The 16,919-nt window shown below is 48.0% G+C and carries 16 protein-coding genes and 1 pseudogene; 5 read left to right on the top strand and 12 right to left on the bottom strand.

Going from position 1 to position 16,919, the window contains the following annotated elements; translation table 11 throughout:
- Nucleotides 1–316: 316 nt before the first annotated feature.
- On the bottom strand, nucleotides 317–409 hold the full coding sequence (gene psaM / locus IM462_RS09420) for a photosystem I reaction center subunit XII (protein WP_012264462.1): 93 nt from the start codon (nucleotides 407–409) through the stop codon (nucleotides 317–319).
- Between the two features lie 190 nt (nucleotides 410–599).
- Between psaM and IM462_RS09415 the strand changes: the two genes are divergently transcribed.
- Entirely contained in the window at nucleotides 600–1,319 is a 720-nt protein-coding gene (locus IM462_RS09415) for a TerC family protein (RefSeq protein ID WP_002737049.1), read from the top strand.
- Nucleotides 1,320–1,423: 104 nt separating this feature from the next.
- Complete coding sequence (locus IM462_RS09410) at nucleotides 1,424–1,906, top strand: thiol-disulfide oxidoreductase DCC family protein (protein WP_287660962.1); 483 nt, start codon at nucleotides 1,424–1,426, stop codon at nucleotides 1,904–1,906.
- Nucleotides 1,907–2,087: 181 nt separating this feature from the next.
- Here IM462_RS09410 and IM462_RS09405 read toward each other — a convergent pair whose 3' ends face one another.
- From IM462_RS09405 to IM462_RS09370, 8 genes are all read right to left on the bottom strand, one after another.
- A complete protein-coding gene (locus IM462_RS09405) occupies nucleotides 2,088–2,828 on the bottom strand; it encodes a cadmium resistance transporter (RefSeq protein WP_287703669.1) in 741 nt (246 codons plus the stop codon).
- 136 nt (nucleotides 2,829–2,964) lie between these two features.
- Nucleotides 2,965–4,056, bottom strand: a complete 1,092-nt coding sequence (gene cax / locus IM462_RS09400) for a calcium/proton exchanger (protein ID WP_287703671.1) — start codon at nucleotides 4,054–4,056, stop codon at nucleotides 2,965–2,967.
- 72 nt (nucleotides 4,057–4,128) lie between these two features.
- Nucleotides 4,129–4,950, bottom strand: coding sequence for a phosphate ABC transporter ATP-binding protein PstB (gene pstB, locus IM462_RS09395; RefSeq protein ID WP_287703673.1), 822 nt, complete (start codon nucleotides 4,948–4,950; stop codon nucleotides 4,129–4,131).
- A gap of 57 nt (nucleotides 4,951–5,007) precedes the next feature.
- Nucleotides 5,008–5,904 (bottom strand): phosphate ABC transporter permease PstA, encoded by an 897-nt coding sequence (gene pstA, locus IM462_RS09390; protein ID WP_061430480.1) that lies wholly within the window; start codon nucleotides 5,902–5,904, stop codon nucleotides 5,008–5,010.
- Nucleotides 5,905–5,910: 6 nt separating this feature from the next.
- Nucleotides 5,911–6,855, bottom strand: a complete 945-nt coding sequence (gene pstC, locus IM462_RS09385) for a phosphate ABC transporter permease subunit PstC (RefSeq protein ID WP_287703675.1) — start codon at nucleotides 6,853–6,855, stop codon at nucleotides 5,911–5,913.
- Between the two features lie 20 nt (nucleotides 6,856–6,875).
- Nucleotides 6,876–7,874 carry a PstS family phosphate ABC transporter substrate-binding protein gene (locus IM462_RS09380; protein WP_103111600.1) on the bottom strand — a complete coding sequence of 333 codons (999 nt, stop codon included), beginning with the start codon at nucleotides 7,872–7,874 and terminating at the stop codon, nucleotides 6,876–6,878.
- Between the two features lie 20 nt (nucleotides 7,875–7,894).
- Nucleotides 7,895–8,968: a sulfate ABC transporter substrate-binding protein gene (locus IM462_RS09375; protein WP_287703677.1), complete on the bottom strand. Its 1,074-nt coding sequence runs from the start codon at nucleotides 8,966–8,968 to the stop codon at nucleotides 7,895–7,897.
- A gap of 110 nt (nucleotides 8,969–9,078) precedes the next feature.
- The gene (locus tag IM462_RS09370) at nucleotides 9,079–9,753 is read right to left on the bottom strand and encodes a cadmium resistance transporter (RefSeq protein WP_108937666.1); all 675 of its coding nucleotides are present in this window, start codon (nucleotides 9,751–9,753) and stop codon (nucleotides 9,079–9,081) included.
- Nucleotides 9,754–9,993: 240 nt separating this feature from the next.
- On the opposite strand from IM462_RS09370, the gene IM462_RS09365 reads away from it, so the two are divergent.
- Nucleotides 9,994–11,256, top strand: coding sequence for a sulfonate ABC transporter substrate-binding protein (locus IM462_RS09365; protein WP_287703679.1), 1,263 nt, complete (start codon nucleotides 9,994–9,996; stop codon nucleotides 11,254–11,256).
- Nucleotides 11,257–11,433: 177 nt separating this feature from the next.
- Here the strand turns inward: IM462_RS09365 and sigC are convergent, their stop codons facing one another.
- The 3 genes from sigC to IM462_RS09350 form a co-directional block, all read right to left on the bottom strand.
- Nucleotides 11,434–12,774, bottom strand: a complete 1,341-nt coding sequence (gene sigC / locus IM462_RS09360) for an RNA polymerase sigma factor SigC (protein ID WP_287703681.1) — start codon at nucleotides 12,772–12,774, stop codon at nucleotides 11,434–11,436.
- Nucleotides 12,775–13,005: 231 nt separating this feature from the next.
- Complete coding sequence (locus IM462_RS09355) at nucleotides 13,006–14,067, bottom strand: anthranilate phosphoribosyltransferase family protein (RefSeq protein WP_287703683.1); 1,062 nt, start codon at nucleotides 14,065–14,067, stop codon at nucleotides 13,006–13,008.
- A 43-nt stretch (nucleotides 14,068–14,110) separates the two neighbouring features.
- Nucleotides 14,111–15,106: a LysR family transcriptional regulator gene (locus IM462_RS09350; RefSeq protein WP_287703685.1), complete on the bottom strand. Its 996-nt coding sequence runs from the start codon at nucleotides 15,104–15,106 to the stop codon at nucleotides 14,111–14,113.
- Nucleotides 15,107–15,536: 430 nt separating this feature from the next.
- Between IM462_RS09350 and IM462_RS09345 the strand changes: the two genes are divergently transcribed.
- Both IM462_RS09345 and IM462_RS09340 read left to right on the top strand, forming a co-directional pair.
- On the top strand, nucleotides 15,537–15,794 hold the full coding sequence (locus IM462_RS09345; protein WP_287703686.1) for a hypothetical protein: 258 nt from the start codon (nucleotides 15,537–15,539) through the stop codon (nucleotides 15,792–15,794).
- Between the two features lie 359 nt (nucleotides 15,795–16,153).
- Nucleotides 16,154–16,672, top strand: a pseudogene (locus IM462_RS09340) (methyltransferase domain-containing protein); the annotation flags it as partial.
- Nucleotides 16,673–16,919 lie beyond the last annotated feature (247 nt).

Genomic DNA, 16,919 nt, shown 5'->3' with positions numbered 1-16,919 from the left:
TTCAGTTTTTTCTTTGTCAGTAAGGGTGTCAACAAGGAATATTACAAATTGTTAACCGAGTCTTGAAAGCCTTGTGCCACAAAGGTTTGAAATGTTAAGAAAGATGTGACTAAAGGACAGCTTGATAAGGGGGGTGCCGATCCCCCCTTAATCCCCCCTTGATAAGGGGGGCATCTGACAACTTTTAACGCCTACCTACTTAATTACTTTCAATTTACACCCAATCACTGATAACTGATGACCGATAACCAAAAAAACCCCAATCGGTCTATCCTATAGGTAGGTCAGACGGGATCAGGGTTTATTGAAAGCGGTTTTACTTATAAAGTTCCGTCGCTAGACGAAAAGCCAAAATCCCGGGGATTAAAGCAATTACCAGAGCGACTAAAACTTGAGTATCAGAAAGCATTGCTGATTATCTCCTCATAAAGATATTCATCCAATACTTTCCGACATCATCGGGGTTCTCTGCATCATTTCGTTACAAGACTTCATATCTCCCCACCCCCGATGACGGTTATCTCCCCTAGAAAAGAAAGTTGTAAAAGCGTTAAGCTGAGGTATTGCCATGATTACATTTATTTTTACCTGCGGCCTCAATGTTAGACTCGCTCCTTGATTCATCTCTAACCCTTAGTCTAAAAACCCCGTTAATTCTGTTGGTTCTCATTGCCCTAGAAGCGGTATTATCAGCAGATAACGCCATTGCTCTCGCTTCCATAGCACAGGGATTAGGAGATCATCAGCGTCAACGTCAGGCCCTGAATATTGGCTTAGTTTTCGCCTATATTCTCCGTATGGTCTTGATTCTTACCGCCACCTGGGTGGTTAAATACTGGCAGTTTGAACTTTTGGGAGCAGTATATTTGCTCTGGTTAGTCTTTAATTACTTTGCCTCCCCCGAAGACAAAGACCACACCCATCATAGTCTCAAGTTTCAATCTCTCTGGCAAGCTATCCCCCTAATTGCCGTTACCGATTTAGCTTTTTCCCTCGATAGTGTCACCACCTCCATCGCCGTGGCCGATGATACTTGGTTGATCCTGCTTGGTGGTACGATCGGAGTAGTTACCCTGCGCTTTATGGCGGGTTTATTTATTCGCTGGTTAGAGGAATACACCCACCTAGAAGATGCCGGTTTTGTCACCGTCGGTTTGGTGGGTTTAAGATTGTTGTTGCGGGTGATTAGTCCCGATTTTGTGCCGCCGGAATGGATTATGATTAGTTTAATTGCTATCCTCTTTGCTTGGGGTTTCTCAAAACGCAACGATCGAGAACCAATAGAGAGTGATCCCATCCAATCTGATGAATTGCCATAAAATAATCATCAGGAGTCAGTAATCAGTGATCGGATTTGAGTTTTCAGTTCACTGATTACTGTTTACTGTTCACTGTTCACTGAAAAGAGAATCCCTAGAAGATCATGTCATCTTTACCGACTCCATCTGCTGATACCTTAGAAAATTCTACTCGATCGCCCTCTTGGAAAATTAAACTCCTCTACGATGGAGAATGTCCCCTCTGCTTGCGGGAGGTTAATTTTCTGCAAAAACAGGATGCTGGGAGAGGATTAGTTGCTTTTGTCGATATTGCCGCCGAAAACTATAATCCGGAGGAAAATGGCGGTATTTCCTTCGCGGCGGCCATGGGACGAATCCACGCTGTACTAGCCGATGGTACTATTCTCCAAAATGTGGAAGTGTTTCGCCAAGTCTATGATATTTTGGGCATTGGTTGGATTTATGCCGCTACCAAATGGCCGGTTATTGGGTTTCTAGTGGATATTATCTATGAAATTTGGGCTTCTTGGCGATTAACCTTAACCGGAAGACCGAATTTAAAAACAATCTTAGCAGAACGTCAAAAACGTCTGGAATGCAACTCATCAAATCGTTGTTCTCAGTGAGTTAAAATCTCCTAACCCTACACCCTACTCAGAATCACCCCTTGGGATGTGATACTACATCCGTTGAGTATAGGCTACTTATAAGGACAGTCAAAAGGCAAAAGGCAAAAGGAGAAATAAATAATCAGTTTTTAATAACCAGATTTAATGTGATAATTCTGCCTAGTAAATAAATGGTACTTTATTTTCTTGCCAGTCCCTTACCGCGATCAACGATCGCCCAGAGATAGCTAATTCCTAAGGCCAAAAACGCGAGGGAAATACTTTCTTTGACGATAAAAATACCCAGACCGATCAGCACACAGGGAACGAAGGTACTTCCCTGACTGGTTAGAATAGTGGCGATGGTCGGCACACTGGTCAACCCGTAGGCGAACGCAAAGCGCTCGCTACGCGAGAACGCACACCAAACCCCCACCAGAATCAAAAAAACGCTGACGATAACGATCAGACTTGTCACGGTACTACTGGCAAACAGGGGAACGTAAATACCGATATTATCGCTGCCGTTGGCGACGGTTAACGCAGCCACGCTATAGGTGCGCGGGTCAAACCAACCACCGAAGGGTTTACCCTGAGCTACGCCGAAGGGGGAATGTTTCGCACCCTCTAGGTCCAATTCGACATTCTCCGGCTCTTCCTGCTTCTCCTCTTCTTTGAGAAGGGAAACGATGCCGAGAATCACAGGAACGAGGCCTAGATAGCGAATCCATGGGGTAGGGATGAGAAAGCAGCCGAAAAACCCCGCTAAACTGGCAATAACAAGCAGACTAAAGCCGATATACTGACCGATGACGATATCGCGACGACGGAAGAGTTTTCCCGTTTGGCTGAAGAGAATCGTCAGGATCAATATATCGTCGAGGTTGGTGGCGACGAATGCCGCTACACCGGTGGATATCGCGATCACAATCTCGATCATCGTTTTTTTCCTTAAGATGGCCGTCGGGTTCGTCCGTTCGTTATACCTTGTTCGGCTTTTCCTTCAAAGGTTCCGGAACGGGAGAATTTTACTACCTATCCCGATGGAGAAACTGTATTTCCCACGACCGATCGCTTTATCCCGGTGCGGGATGGAAAAAGAAAGCAAGGGTGATCACTGCGTAGGTGGCGACGAGTAATATACCCTCTAGCCAGTTCGAGCGACCGTCGTTACTGATCGAGTTAGTCAGCCAGACGGCGACGGCGACGGCGACCAATTCAAACGGATCGAAATCGAGAGCCATCGGCTGACCGATGAAATAACCCGCGATTACGAGAACCGGTGCGACAAAAAGTGCGATTTGCAGACTCGAACCCACCGTCACGGAAACCGCCAGATCCATTTTGTCTTTTAAGGCGACCCTAACCGCGGTGGCGTGTTCGGCCGCGTTGCCGATAATTGGCAGCAGGATCACCCCCGTGAAAAGGGTCGTTAATCCTAATTTATGCGTGGCTTCCTCTAGGGTATTAACTAATAATTCCGATTCGACCGCCACCCCGATCGTCACCAGCAGTAATATCCCCACCCAGAGCCAGAGATTCGGCTTTTTTACGCTTACCGCTTCCCCCGACTCTTGATCGAGATCGGCGACCCCCACCTCGTAAAGATAGGTGTGGGTCTTCATCGAAAACAGCAGACTCAGGCAATACACAAAAATTAATACCGCCGCCACCGCTACCGAGAGACGCTGTAGGACGCTCTCCTCGATTGCGGCGGAGGTGTATTGAACGGTCGTGGGTAGGAGGATTGCTGCCACGGCGAGATTCATCGACGAGGAATTTAAACGGGCGGTCACGGGCTGGAATTTCTGTTCTTTATAGCGTAAGCCGCCGAAAAACATCGATAAGCCCGTTACCAGCAGCAGATTCCCGATAATCGAACCGGTAATCGTCGCTTTCACCACCTCGATCAAACCTTCTTCGAGGGCGGCGTAGGCGAGAATTAATTCGGTGGCGTTGCCGAAGGTGGCGTTCATTAAACCGCCGAGATTGGGACCGACCACGACGGCGATTTCCTCGGTCGCTTTTCCCATGTAAGCGGCCAGGGGAACAATCGCTAGACAGGCGCTCAGGAAAATGATCGTCACGTCCCAATGGAGGAAATTCCAGGCGATCGAGATCGGGACAAAAACCAACAAAATAGCGAAAATCCAGTCCTTTCTATTCATAGCAATGGGTGTCTCGGCATAAAACCGCGCACGGTTGTGAAAAACAGACTATCGGCTTTTTTTCTGTTTCAATTACCCAAATCGCCCGGTAATATACTCCCGGGCCTCGTCGGTTTGCGGATTGCCGAACATAACTTCCGTGGGGCTAAATTCGACTAATTTTCCCCGGCGTTTCCCGGACCGATCGGTTTCGGTGTTAAAAAATGCCGTCCAGTCGGCGATCCGCGATGCCTGCTGCATATTGTGGGTGACGGTGATGATCGTGTAACTTTCCTTCAGTTGTAGGCACAATTCCTCCACCTGACGGGTAGAGATGGGATCGAGGGCCGAACAGGGTTCATCCATCAATAAAACATCTGGCTTCATAGCGGTCGCAACGCGCTCGCTACGCGAGATCGCACGGGCAATACAGAGACGCTGTTGCTGTCCCCCCGATAGTGCCGTTCCTTTTTCTTTCAGTTTGTCCTTTACTTCCTCCCAGATCGCCGCCTGCCGCAGGGAATACTCGACCAATTCATCAAGATTTCCCTGATAACCGTTGGTTCGAGGCGCGTAGGCGATATTCTCGTAAATGCTCTTGGGAAAAGGGTTGGGACGTTGGAAAACCATCCCCACCTGTCGCCGCAACTTGACCGCATTGACCTGCGAATCGTAAATATTCTGATTTCGGTACAGTAGTTTTCCCTCCACCTTGGCGCCGGGGATCAGATCGTTCATTCGGTTAAAGCAGCGCAAAAGGGTACTTTTCCCGCAACCGGACGGCCCGATAAAGGCGACGATTTTTCGTGCGGGAATTTTAATATGAACGTCCAGAAGAGCAAGAAATCCATTATAAAAAACTTTCACTCCTTCCGCCTCGAAAACACTGTGATCGGCGTTAAGGTGGGTAGTCATGGCAAAAATTCTCCTGAGTGTGATTAAACGACTGGTTAAGAGGGAAAAGTGGAGCCATCAAGGTTGACTCGATTGGGAATAATGTTGACGTAGATAGATAGCGATGGCGTTGAGGGCGAGAATTAACAGGATCAGAACGATAATCGCAGCCGCCGCAGCATTGGCGAAACCTGGTTCGGGACGGGTGATATAGCTGAAAATTTGAATCGGTAGTGCCATAAAGCGTTGGAATAAACCAGGATCGAAAGTGAGGAAACTAACCGCGCCGACCACCATTAAGGAAGCCGCGTCTCCGATCGCCCGCGACACGGAGATAATCACCCCCGTGAGAATCCCCGGCACCGCGTAGGGTAAAACATGGTGTTGGATCGTTTGCCATTTGGTACTGCCTAGACCGTAGGAGGCTTGGCGTAGGGAATCGGGAACCGCCCGGATCGCCTCCCGCGCCGTGACGATAATCACCGGCAGCGAGAGAAGCGCAAGGGTTAACGCGCCGGAAATCAGCGTCGGGCCAAAATTGAGCAGATAGTTAAAAACCGCTAATCCTAATAAACCATAGACGATCGAGGGAACCCCGGCCAGATTGCCGATATTCACCTCGATCAGTGCCGTCCACCACGTTTTCGGGGCGTATTCCTCTAGATACAAAGCCGACCCGACCCCGATCGGCACCGCCACGAGAAGCACGATAATTCCCAGATAGAAACTACCGATGATCGCCGGACGGATACCGCCCCTTTCCGGGAAACGGGAAGGCGTTTCCGTGAGGAATCCGGGGGTTAAGAGTCGTCCGAGTCCATCGTGGGCGATATTCAACACCAACAGCGCCAGAACGAACAAACCGATCAGTAAACCGAAGAGGAAAAGATACTCGCAGAATTTGCCGATCGCCTCCCGGCGTTCCAGATGGTCGATAAATTCAACGGTATCGGACTTAACAGAGGATTTAACCATGGCAAATCAATCGTATTTTTCTTTAAAACGGTGGGAGATCCAGTAACTGGCCAGATTCAGTGCCAACGTGATCAAAAAAAGCACCGCGCCGACTGCGTAGAGGGTTTTAAAACTGAGACTGCCCCGGGGCGCATCTCCCCCGGAAATCTCGGCCATAAAAGCGGTCATCGTGGCGATCGACTCGAAGGGATTGAGGGTAAGCCGGGGTTGCGAGCCGGCGGCGATCAACACCGTCATCGTTTCCCCCACCGCCCGGGACATTCCCAAAATAATCGAGGCCATGATCCCGGACAGGGCGGCGGGGAGAACCACTTTAAAAATCGTTTCTAGCTTGGTAATTCCTAGGGCGTAGGAACCCTCGCGCAGGGAACGGGGAACCGCTCGGATCGCGTCTAAACTAATCGATCCCACCGTGGGAGTGATCATGATTCCCATCATTAACCCGGCGCTGAGGGCGTTAAAAATCTCGACGGGGAAAAGATTCCGCAAAGTGGGCGTGACAACGAGTAGGGCGAAGTACCCGTACACCACCGTGGGAATCCCGGCGAGAAGTTCCACCGCAGGGCGTAAAATCGCCGCTAGGTTCGGTTTTGCGTATTCGGCGAGGTAGATCGCGGAAGATAGGCCTAAAGGAACCGCGACGGACATAGCGATGGCCGTGGTTAAAAATGTCCCGTTAATCAGCGGCCAGATGCCGAAATGAGGGGTGGCGAACAGTGGAGTCCAACGGGTATCGAGAAAGAATTGGGCGAAAGATACCTCTTGAAAAAATCCCCAGGTTTCACTAAAAATAATCGCCACGATGCCGATTGTCGTCGCCACGGAAACGAAAGCGCAAGCGAAGAGAATCAGCGCGATTATCTTCTCTTGAATATCGTCGCCAGGGCGCTTGAGGAGTGAATTATCTGCCGCGAAAAAAGAATTATCGAAAGAACTCGGGGTTAAGGTCATGGTTTGACAAAATTCCTTTTTTAGATAAAGTTCGTGATCGGTTCTCCCGGTTTAGCTTTGCCGAATTTCGATCCCGTTTCCCCGCGCTCGAATTTCCGCAGGGTTTTGACGTAGGCCTCATCAGGTAAAGCGACGTAACCCACGCCATCGACCCATTTCCAGGAATTTTCTAAATAGAAGCGCACGAATTTTTCCAGGGATGGATTCGTTTTTAAATTATTCTTGTTGACGTAGATAAACAGGGGACGGGAAAGGGGATTATAGACATTGCGGAGAACGTTATCGATGGGGACCGGTTTGACGCATTTTCCTTCATTATTTTCGATCGCCACCAAGTTCAATCGATCTTGGTTCTGCATATAGAAAGAGATGCCTAAATAGGCAAGCGCGGATGGATTGCCGATCACCCCCTGCACGAGCGCGTTTTGATTGCGGTTCGGGGTAAAATCGGTGCGGCTATTTCTCCGTTTTCCCGTGATCGCTTGGGTGAAATAATCGAAGGTTCCCGTATCGGAAGGCGGGGCGAAAAGTAATAATCTTTCGTCGGGAAATTTGGGATTAATCTGTTTCCAACTGGTAATCCTACCCTCCGCTTTCGTGTTCCACATTCGATCGAGTTCTTTAATCGTTAAACACTTGGCGAATTGATTTTTTTTATTGACAATCACCGCCAATCCGTCGATCGCCATCGGTAATTCCAGAAATTCCACGCCGTTTTCCCGACATTTCTCGATCTCTTCTTTCCGGATCACCCGCGATGCCCCGGCAATGTCGAGATTTCCGGCGCAGAACTTACTAAAACCGCCCCCGGTTCCACTGGTGGCGACGCTTACCCGCGCTTCGGGATGGATTCTCTGATATTCTTCGGCAACGGCGAGGGAGAGGGCGAAACCCACCGCACCACCGTCGATCGAGACTGGTGCTTCTTTCTCGGCCGAGTCGGCCGGGCGACCGCAACCGGCGATCAAATTACTCGCAATCAGAAGGGAGATTAGGAAAAAATAATGAGAGAATTTCATAGATTAAAGCGGGAAAAATGTTAGGAAGCCGACTGGTTTTTAATCTGCTCGAAGATGCCGTTATTGGCCAGAAATTCCTTTTCGATCAACGTCCAACCCCCGAGATCTTGGGCGTTGAAAAGGGTCTTGATCGGCGGAAATTGTAGTCCTTCATCCTTGGCCACGAAGGGATTGACCGAGCGATAGCCTAATTTGGCCAATTCCTGTTGTGCCGGCTCGGAATAGAGGAAATTCACAAAGGCCTCGGCCACCTCTCGCGTGCCGTGTTTATCGACATTTCTATCCACCACCGCCACGGGATTATCGATCGAGATATTGACCGGGGGGACTAAGTAATTGGTATCTGGTTGATTTCTTGCCGCTAGAATTACCTCGTTTTCGTAGGTGACTAAAACATCCCCCTTTCCTTCTTGGAAAAAGGCATTGCTGGCTTCCCGTGCGTCCCTGGCTAGGGTGGGAATCTTTTGATAGATCCGGCGGACAAAATCCCATGCCTGTTGCGGTTCGCCCCCCGTTTGCGTCACCGAACCCCAGAGGGCTAATAACTGCCAAATAGCGATCCCGGAAGTTTTCGGATCGGCGGATAGAACCGTAACGTCCTCTCTAGCCAGATCCGCCCAAGATTGAATCTTTTTCGGATTTCCCGCCCGCGTGACGATCGCCGCCACCGAGTGACTCACCACTCCCCGCCGCGGCACCCGATCTTCCCAACCGCGATTAATCAGGCCAGCTTGAGATATCCGCATCACGTCTAGAGGTAGGGCTAGATGTACTACGTCCGCCTCTTGTTTCCCTGCGATCACGTCATCGGCCTGGGCCAGGGAACCGCCGTAACTCCGCTGGAAAATGACTTTTTGGTTATGCTCTTTCCGCCATTTCTCGACGAATTTCGGGATAATCTGGTCGTGGGCGGCTTTTGTGACCGAGAAGGAAACGAGATTCAGTTTCACCTCCGGTTTTGAGCCGATTCCCCCGCAGGAGGCGAGGGCAATACTTGCCAACAGTCCCACTAACAGGAAGGAAAGGAAGCTCCTCCCCGATAAGGAACGAAAGCGACGAAACAGCGATCGAATTGACAACAGTGATACATTCATCGGGATTTTCTCGATAAGGTTGATCTAAACCAACTAATTTTTTATTCTCTCTTCCTGAGTTCTGACTCCCTTGGGAGCCGGAGATTGGCGATTTTTACGGGGGGTCTAATTTAGCCGATGGGAATCAACAGGCGATAGGAGCCGTTATCGAGAATAATCCGTAGCCCCAACCACATCAGCACAAAAGGGAAAAGCTTACTCGCATAACGGCTGAGGACAACCGCGATCCCCGGTTGGCGGGTTAGATTATAGGAGAGAAATAACCAAGTACAGACGATTAGATAGCAGATCGGGATGATTACGGCTAACTGCGCCACGGTACTATTGGCGAATAGGGGAATGTAGATACCGAGATTATTGCCGCCATTGGATATCGTGACCGCGGAAACTTTATAGGTTTGGCGATCTCTGAGGACTTGAGCGAGGGATAGTCTGCGGGAGGCAAACCCATGAAATTGGGCGTTTCTTCGCAAATTCACCTTGCGATCTGCGGTTTCCCTCTCGTTATCGCGATTTAACGTCAGTAAATTTCTCACACCGATGAGGATTGGCAAGATTCCGAGAAGACCGATATAAATCGGCGGGATGATTAGGCCGAGGAGAAACCCCAGCAAGCTCACCGATACTAAGGCCGTAAACCCGACTAGCTCGCCGACGACAACGTGAACCGGGCGAAAGGTACGATTTACCTCGCTAAAGAAGCCAGTTAGATAAATATTGTCGTCGAAGGTGGTGGCTATGCCGGTGGCCACCGCGATTTTGACGATTTCGATCAACCAATCCATCCATACTACCTCGATCTCTCAAATGCGGGCGCAATTTCATTTTGAAACTATATCATTTTCAATACATTTATAAATGTACTTTGTTACACAATCGAGGAGTCGTGGATTTTTATAGTATGTAGATAAAACTAATGGAACCTCTCCCGCTTGCCCTGAGCCAAGTCGAAGGGATCAAGTTGGGAAACCCTTCTCTCTTGTCTCCTTTCCCGATAATAAATCTTGTTTTCTGCGAGAAATCCCATGCTCCACCGTTCGATCAAGTGTCTCTGGAAACCGTGGCGAAATTGCCGGGGAGTTCTTCCCGCGCTGCTTTTTTTGACCAGTCTGGTGGGGAGCTTTCTCCTGGCTGGATTTTCCGACACGAACGCAAAGCGCTCGCTACGCGAGATCGCCGTCGGTCAAAATTCTCGATCCGATAACCTGATTCTGAACCTCGTCGATAGCTTTAAATTCCCCCGAAATACGACTCCCCGGCTATTGGAAACCGTGGGATTATTTATCGCTGGAATTCTCTTCTGTATCGCGATCGATCGCTGGTTCAAGCGCTCGACCCCCTCCGATATCACTCCCCTCGCCAAACAAGCGCGGCGGTTAGGAACTCTCAAGATCGGCTATCCCGAGGGCATGACTAATCTGGAAGTTCTCCGCGCCCAGGCCTTTCTGGAAAGACGCTTAAAACCCTTTGGGGTGACGGTAACGTGGACGAGTTTTCTGGCCGCTTCCTCTCTGATCGAGGCCTTGAGCAACGGAACGATCGACTTCTGCGGTGGTGGCGGTACGGCGAGTATTTTCTCCCAAGCGGCCGAACACGTCTTCGTCCGGGTAGCCAAGGAAAAATATACCGCCCCGAAAGGTCAGGCGATCCTCGTGCCTGAAGATTCGCCAATAGAGACGTTGGCGGATTTAAAAGGCAAAAGAATCGCCTTTGATCGAGGTTCGAGCGCCCATTATGTCCTCATCCGCGCCCTGATGAGAGTGAATCTAGAATTAAGCGATATCGAACCGGTGTATGCGACTCAACCGGAAGCGCTGGTGCTTTTCCGTCGCGGTGAGATCGACGCTTGGGTGGTCTGGGTTCCCTATTCTCCCACGGAGACGCGCACCTATCCGGGAAGATCGTTGGCCGATCTAGGGGGTATCTTTGGGGAAAACGCCTCTCTAGAAGTGCCGACCTATTATTATGCAGTTCCCGAATTGGTGCGGGATTATCCCGATGTACTGAAGGTGATTTTAGAAGAAGTGAACGAGGCAGGTGCCTGGGCGAAACAACAGGAGTTAGAGGCGACGAGACGCTTGGCAGCTCACCATGAGATCGATCCAGCGATCATCACTAATCTTGAACAACGGGCCTCTGAACGTGCCATTATCCCGATCGACGATCGCTCTCTGACGGCCCTACAACACCAAGCTAATATCTTCCGAGACCTGAAGCTGATCCCCCATCGAGTCAATGTGCGCGACGGAACCTACACCCTACAGACGAAACAAAATTGGACCTATTAATACTAAATCCGTTGAGTATAGGCTACATATCAGGATAGGCAAGAGGCAAGAGGCAAAAGGAGGAATAAATAATCAGTTTTTAATAACAGGATTTAGGATTACTTTTTACTGTTTACTGTTCACTGAAAATACTCCCCACACCCTGCCTCCAGGAAAAACTTTTTCCACATACCCTAACTAACTCAACGCTTCAAAATAATCGCGAATTTGATGACGTCGCCCGGATTGACGCAGTTTTTGCAACGCTTTCAACTCAATTTTTCGCACCCTTTCCCCGGATAATTCCAAGATGCGACCGATATCAGCCAAGGAATGGGATTTACCATCGAGAAAACCATAGCGCCATTCAATCACTTCTCGTTCGCGAGTGGTTAAATCTGCCAATAGTTCTCTCATATCTCTTTGCAAAGATTCATAGGCAAGACGATTTTCTGAAGACACTTCTTCAGTTTCCAAAAGGTCTATTAATTCCGTATCTTTTTCCTTACCCACTTTTATTTCTAAGGAAACCGAACGCGGCACTGTCATCAACAATTCCCGCACAGTTTCAGGAGTCATCCCTAACTCTTGGGCAATTTCCTCTACGGTCGCAGTACGACCGCGCATTTGTGAGATTTTCCGTTGTGCTTTCCTAATTCTGTTGAGTTTTTCGGTAATACTCACCGGTAAGCGAATAATCCGGCTTTGAGTCGCGATCTCGCGTAGCGAGCGCGTTGCGACCGCCCTCGTAATTCCTTGACGGATCCACCAGTAGGCATAGGTAGTAAAATGATAGCCTTTGGTGGGGTCAAATTTCTTGACGGCGCATTCTAAACCTAGGGTTCCCTCTTGAATCAAATCCAATAATTCTAAACCGCGATTCTGATATTTTTTGGCCACCGACACCACCCTTCGACTTCTCTCAGGGTCAACCAGACGTAAATTGGCCTTGATCATCTGTTCTTTGGCACAGGTACCAAGGGCGATAATTTCTTCCAATTCTTCCACTTCTAAGCCCGCTAGATGCGCCCAACGCTGTTTTCCCGCTTTCAAAGCATTTTTTAACTCAGACACGGTGATTTGGGCAGTTTCTGCCCAACGTTCCAGGGAGAGAGGATGGGCTGATCGAGTTGACCCTGAGAGAAGCCGAAGGGCGGTCAGTCGATCACAAATCTTAATTAACTTGACAAATTGCTGTATTTGTGCATCACCTTGTTTAAGGGCAGTGGCGCGCAATTTCAGTAAAGACAGATGACGCTGCACCCGTTGCGCTTGTTCAACTTCTTCGTCCCGTTTGAGTAGAGGCACTCTGCCAATGTCTTGTAGGTATAAACGGACTAAATCGGTAGTTGTACGGTTGCTGTAGCTTTTTTGGGGACTAGATACTAAATTATCTTCTAAATCACTGCCGAGAAAATCTTCATCTAGGTCGATCGAGTTTTCCTTCAATTTTAGGACAGAAAAAGAGGGGGAGATAAATTCAGTTTCGAGCGTTGACCCTGAGAGAAACCGAAGGGTCGAGGGATTAATTGCAGACATGGTGGCTTCTCTACGGGCGACTGTGATAGGAATTAGAAACTTCTAAATCGTTCACCGTAGTCATGGTTTTCCCCCTTGAGCGCGGAAATGATGCAGTCGGGAAAATTTTTTTTCAAAAGCATTGATCTTTAAACCGAGAAGTTACACCAAGTCTGGGGTTTACCTTCTTGGCCCAACTTCTCAAATTAATGATTGATTTAGAAGTAATTTCCCCTACAGCCTTATTCCTATCTATTCCTGATTTTCCAGATAATTACAGATTTGTTCTAGTTTAGCCAGGGCTTTTCCCGACTGTAAAGATTGTTCTGCTTGCTGGAAGCCGGTGGGGATATCTGGGGCAATTCCACAGCGCCAAAGATAAAAACCACCGTTAAAAATTGCCGCATCGGTTAATTCATTATTTTCTCCGGCTAATAAACCCTTTAATTTAGCGGTGAGCAATTCTAAAGATTCCAGGGGATAATCCGAGGGACAGAAGCCATAATCGCGAGGATTTAAGAAAAATCGCTGAAAGGAAGGAGGATCGGTGGGATTTCCAAAACCGATAATCGCCGTCCGATTACAGGCTAAATCACAACTCCCCTCTAATCCTTTCACGGTGGTGAAGTGAGAGATATTTCTCAGGGCAAAAGTTTCGCGAAAACGATCTTCGGTGGGGGGATGAACAAAACCCGATATCTGATGAATATTACCCACAAAAGGCGACCAGATTAACTCTACCGTAGCCATAGGCGGACGTTTACCGATTTGCTCCCGATAGGGAATAAAATTCTGTACTAGGGGAAAATGGCGCGGAATATAGAAAAAAGTCAATCCTGTGGTGATTAAACAGTCTTTCACTGTTGCTAAGGATAATTGACTAAAATCTGCTCCTAATTGCTGCCAGATTTCTCTGAGGGAAATACCGTATTTAGTCGGCATTCGATCGCCCCCGTGCAGGACTACGGGAACCCCCGCCAACCCTAAGATTAAAGTAGTGATCGGAGTAACCGGGGCAGTGCGAGAGCGTCCATCGTAGGGATTGCCAAAAATAGTGATCGGATGCTGAAAAGAGGCTGATTCTAGGGTTATTTGCGGACCAAGCTCGGCGTAGGCATCAAGCATTCCCGCTAACTCATCGCTGGTGGGGCGTTTAATGCGATGGGCAATCATAAAAGCACCGATTTGGGCTGGGGTTGCCTCTTGGGTTAACATCATCTTGGTGGCCATTGCCGCTTCGGGACGGGTTAAATTTTTGCCCGTATGGGTGCCACTACCGATCGCTTTTAATAATTCTCGAAAAGTATCGCTCATCTCAAGGAAGAAAATAAAAAGTAAATGGGATTGATTGGGATTGCTAAGGCTGGAAGTGGTGATTTTCTAGGTTTTTAATCATACTTTGCTTCATTTGCCGCACTAATTGACAAAAATGAGCGATCGGGGGGATCTGTAGGCGATCGCTGGTGGTGACAAGGACTACCTGACGGGTGAGACGATGACTAAATTTACCATTATTAAGATGGGGATTTTCGCTACTAGGGGAAGCAAGAGCTTGCCCTGAGCCAAGTCGAAGGGGACGAATGGCGAGGGTGGCATCGCTACGAGCCTCCATCAGGGCAGATTGGGGCAGAAGAGCGATAATATTACCCTGACGCACCACACCGCGAAAAGCATCGAGGGTGTTTAATTCCATGACGGTTTTCAGGTGGGCATCCTGACGGGAAAACCATTCTTGTACTAATCTTTGCATTCCGTAGCCATCTTTGAAAACCACTTGCGGATAGGGGATTAATTCTGACCATGGCACTTCTTTGTATTGGGCGAGGGGATGATTAGCGGCCATGAGAATTTCGATCGCTTCTTCGTATAATATTTCTACCACCATCTCTGGGCTAGAGGTGAGAAAACGATTATTCATTACCAACGCCAGATCTACTAAACCATCCCGCAGCACTTTTAAGGCGCGATCGCTGCCTAGGGCTGTAACTCTTAACTGAACTTCTGGGTATTCAGCACAGAATTTCGGCAAAATCGGCGGTAAATAGTGGGCGCAGACGGAATGAATCGCCGCCACGCACAATTCTGGCTGTTTTCCTGCCTGTAGGTCAGTGATTTCCCTGTGAATATTCGTCCATTCTTGACAAATCCGTTTCGCCCGGGGCAGTAATTTCTCGCCGGCAATGGTTAATTTTGCTTGGGCGGTACGATGGAAAAGAGGTAACCCCAAATCGGTTTCTAGGGATTGAATCTGGCGGCTGATAGTCGATTGGGTGACTCCACACTGGCGCGCGGCTTGACCGAAATTGCCTGTATCGGCTACGGCTAAAAAGGCTTGCAATTGCTCGATCCGCATTCTTTCTGGTTTTAATTACATTCCGTCATGACCTTATGACAATAACGAATTTTATTCTGACTTTTGGTAGAAATTGCTACCGTTTTCTCAGTTATCAGTTATTTTAGCGGTCAGCCTTGAACTACTTCTCGCTCATAATTGGGCTGTTGAACTGTCTTTTTTCTGGCAGATTCAACAATCCTGATTTCATCAGAATATTTTCTACCTTGCTAGGGATTACTAGGGATGTAATCTGGGATAAAGTTAAGTAGGTAGGTGTTAAAAGTTGTCAGATACCCCCCTTATCAAGGGGGGATCCCCCCGCCTATCGGCACCCCCCTTATTAAGGGGGGCGGGGGGGATCGAACCTAAAATCCATTTTTAATTTAATTATAACCAGCTACTTAAAATAGATGCAATAAACCAGATTGAGTCTGAGGAAAAATCAAAAATGCAATTTATTCAGACTAAAGCCAAAATCAAAGATGGACAATTAATTATCGAGCAATACCATCAAGATTTGCCAACAGACACAGAGGTTGAACTTGTTATTATTGTCCCCGATAAAAACAAACAAGTTGAGTTTGAACAAGCGCGTACTAATATGCAAGCTGCATTTAAAGAAGCAGGTATCGAAACTCAGGAACAGATTTTAGAGCTTATTCGTGAAGTTAAGCAAGAACTGTTTCAGGAGCGTTATAAATGGTGAGAATTTTTTTAGATACAAATATCTACATTATTGGTCAATTAAAACCTCTTTCACCAGCATAACAAATCCTTAAATGGTTAGGATATTATACTCCTAATAATCAATCTTCAATAAAACACAACTATTATCTTTAAGTTGATAGATAACAGGATGGCCACTACTTTTGCCCTATTGAATATCGCTGTTTTTGAGGCGAACTTTAAAGACAGTGTAACCCGTTTCTGGGATTTGATCGCCGATGAACTTGCCTATCTCAAGGTGATCAATTAGGGTTTGTAGGTTAGTACAAATGCTAAGATAGCGTTGGGCGGGGATGGGAAGTCGATCCTTGAATTGATCAGAGAAAAGGAGTTTAAAGGATGAAAATGACTTATCTGGAAGCCACTGCCAAATTTTACAGCGAAGTAGCCCAAACTCCCGAAGTGGGGCTATGTTGTGTCCAGGGCAGTCCTTTGCAACTGCCGGGGTTAAAAATCCCCGCCATTATGCAGGAGATGAACTATGGTTGTGGCACGACGGTGCAGGTTAATGAATTGGGCAATTCTCCCAGGGTTTTGTATGTGGGTGTGGGTGGTGGTTTAGAAGCACTGCAATTCGCCTATTTTTCCCGTCGTCCGGGGGGAGTGATTGCGGTGGATCCAGTGCCGGAAATGCGTTGGGCAGCCCAAAGAAATCTCGGCGAAGCACTGCTGGAAAATCCCTGGTTTAGTCTCGATTTTGTGGAAATTAGAGATGGTTCTGCCTTTGAATTGCCGGTGGAGGATGCCTCCGTCGATGTGGTGGCGCAGAATTGTCTTTTTAATATCTTTAAACCAGCCGATTTACAGTTAGCTTTACGCGAAGCTTTTCGCGTCTTAAAACTGGGAGGACGTTTACTAGATATCATCTAAAACATCGCTGTGTGATAGGTCGAAACTTTGGTCAAGCATATTTTTTCTCCTTAAGTGCTTCAGATGCGAGGTCAGGGGTTGGTTCCTAACTGTCGATACTTATTTCTGAGGAGTTGGGGGTTATTTCGATATCTGCCCCCGCCTTACCGTCGATTTAGTCTCGCTCACGGCAAAATTCATCTCTGCCAAGGTCGGGGACGACTCTTGACTATCATTGCCACTCACGCTTGAGACT

Source organism: Microcystis sp. M144S2 (assembly GCF_020246065.1).
Taxonomy (GTDB): Bacteria; Cyanobacteriota; Cyanobacteriia; order Cyanobacteriales; family Microcystaceae; genus Microcystis; species Microcystis ichthyoblabe_A.
Note: the sequence above shows the minus strand (reverse complement) of the source record. Positions and strands in the feature narration are given on the sequence as shown.

Bases quoted from the DNA above. Each gene is read 5' to 3' on its own strand.
- IM462_RS09345 (WP_287703686.1), top strand. From the start codon at position 15,537: ATGCAATTTATTCAGACTAAAGCCAAAATCAAAGATGGACAATTAATT.
- psaM (WP_012264462.1), bottom strand. From the start codon at position 409: ATGCTTTCTGATACTCAAGTTTTAGTCGCTCTGGTAATTGCTTTAATC.
- IM462_RS09415 (WP_002737049.1), top strand. From the start codon at position 600: ATGTTAGACTCGCTCCTTGATTCATCTCTAACCCTTAGTCTAAAAACC.
- IM462_RS09410 (WP_287660962.1), top strand. From the start codon at position 1,424: ATGTCATCTTTACCGACTCCATCTGCTGATACCTTAGAAAATTCTACT.
- IM462_RS09355 (WP_287703683.1), bottom strand. From the start codon at position 14,067: ATGAGCGATACTTTTCGAGAATTATTAAAAGCGATCGGTAGTGGCACC.
- IM462_RS09375 (WP_287703677.1), bottom strand. From the start codon at position 8,968: ATGAATGTATCACTGTTGTCAATTCGATCGCTGTTTCGTCGCTTTCGT.
- pstB (WP_287703673.1), bottom strand. From the start codon at position 4,950: ATGACTACCCACCTTAACGCCGATCACAGTGTTTTCGAGGCGGAAGGA.
- pstA (WP_061430480.1), bottom strand. From the start codon at position 5,904: ATGGTTAAATCCTCTGTTAAGTCCGATACCGTTGAATTTATCGACCAT.
- cax (WP_287703671.1), bottom strand. From the start codon at position 4,056: ATGAATAGAAAGGACTGGATTTTCGCTATTTTGTTGGTTTTTGTCCCG.
- pstC (WP_287703675.1), bottom strand. From the start codon at position 6,855: ATGACCTTAACCCCGAGTTCTTTCGATAATTCTTTTTTCGCGGCAGAT.
- IM462_RS09365 (WP_287703679.1), top strand. From the start codon at position 9,994: ATGCTCCACCGTTCGATCAAGTGTCTCTGGAAACCGTGGCGAAATTGC.
- IM462_RS09380 (WP_103111600.1), bottom strand. From the start codon at position 7,874: ATGAAATTCTCTCATTATTTTTTCCTAATCTCCCTTCTGATTGCGAGT.
- IM462_RS09370 (WP_108937666.1), bottom strand. From the start codon at position 9,753: ATGGATTGGTTGATCGAAATCGTCAAAATCGCGGTGGCCACCGGCATA.
- sigC (WP_287703681.1), bottom strand. From the start codon at position 12,774: ATGTCTGCAATTAATCCCTCGACCCTTCGGTTTCTCTCAGGGTCAACG.
- IM462_RS09350 (WP_287703685.1), bottom strand. From the start codon at position 15,106: ATGCGGATCGAGCAATTGCAAGCCTTTTTAGCCGTAGCCGATACAGGC.
- IM462_RS09405 (WP_287703669.1), bottom strand. From the start codon at position 2,828: ATGATCGAGATTGTGATCGCGATATCCACCGGTGTAGCGGCATTCGTC.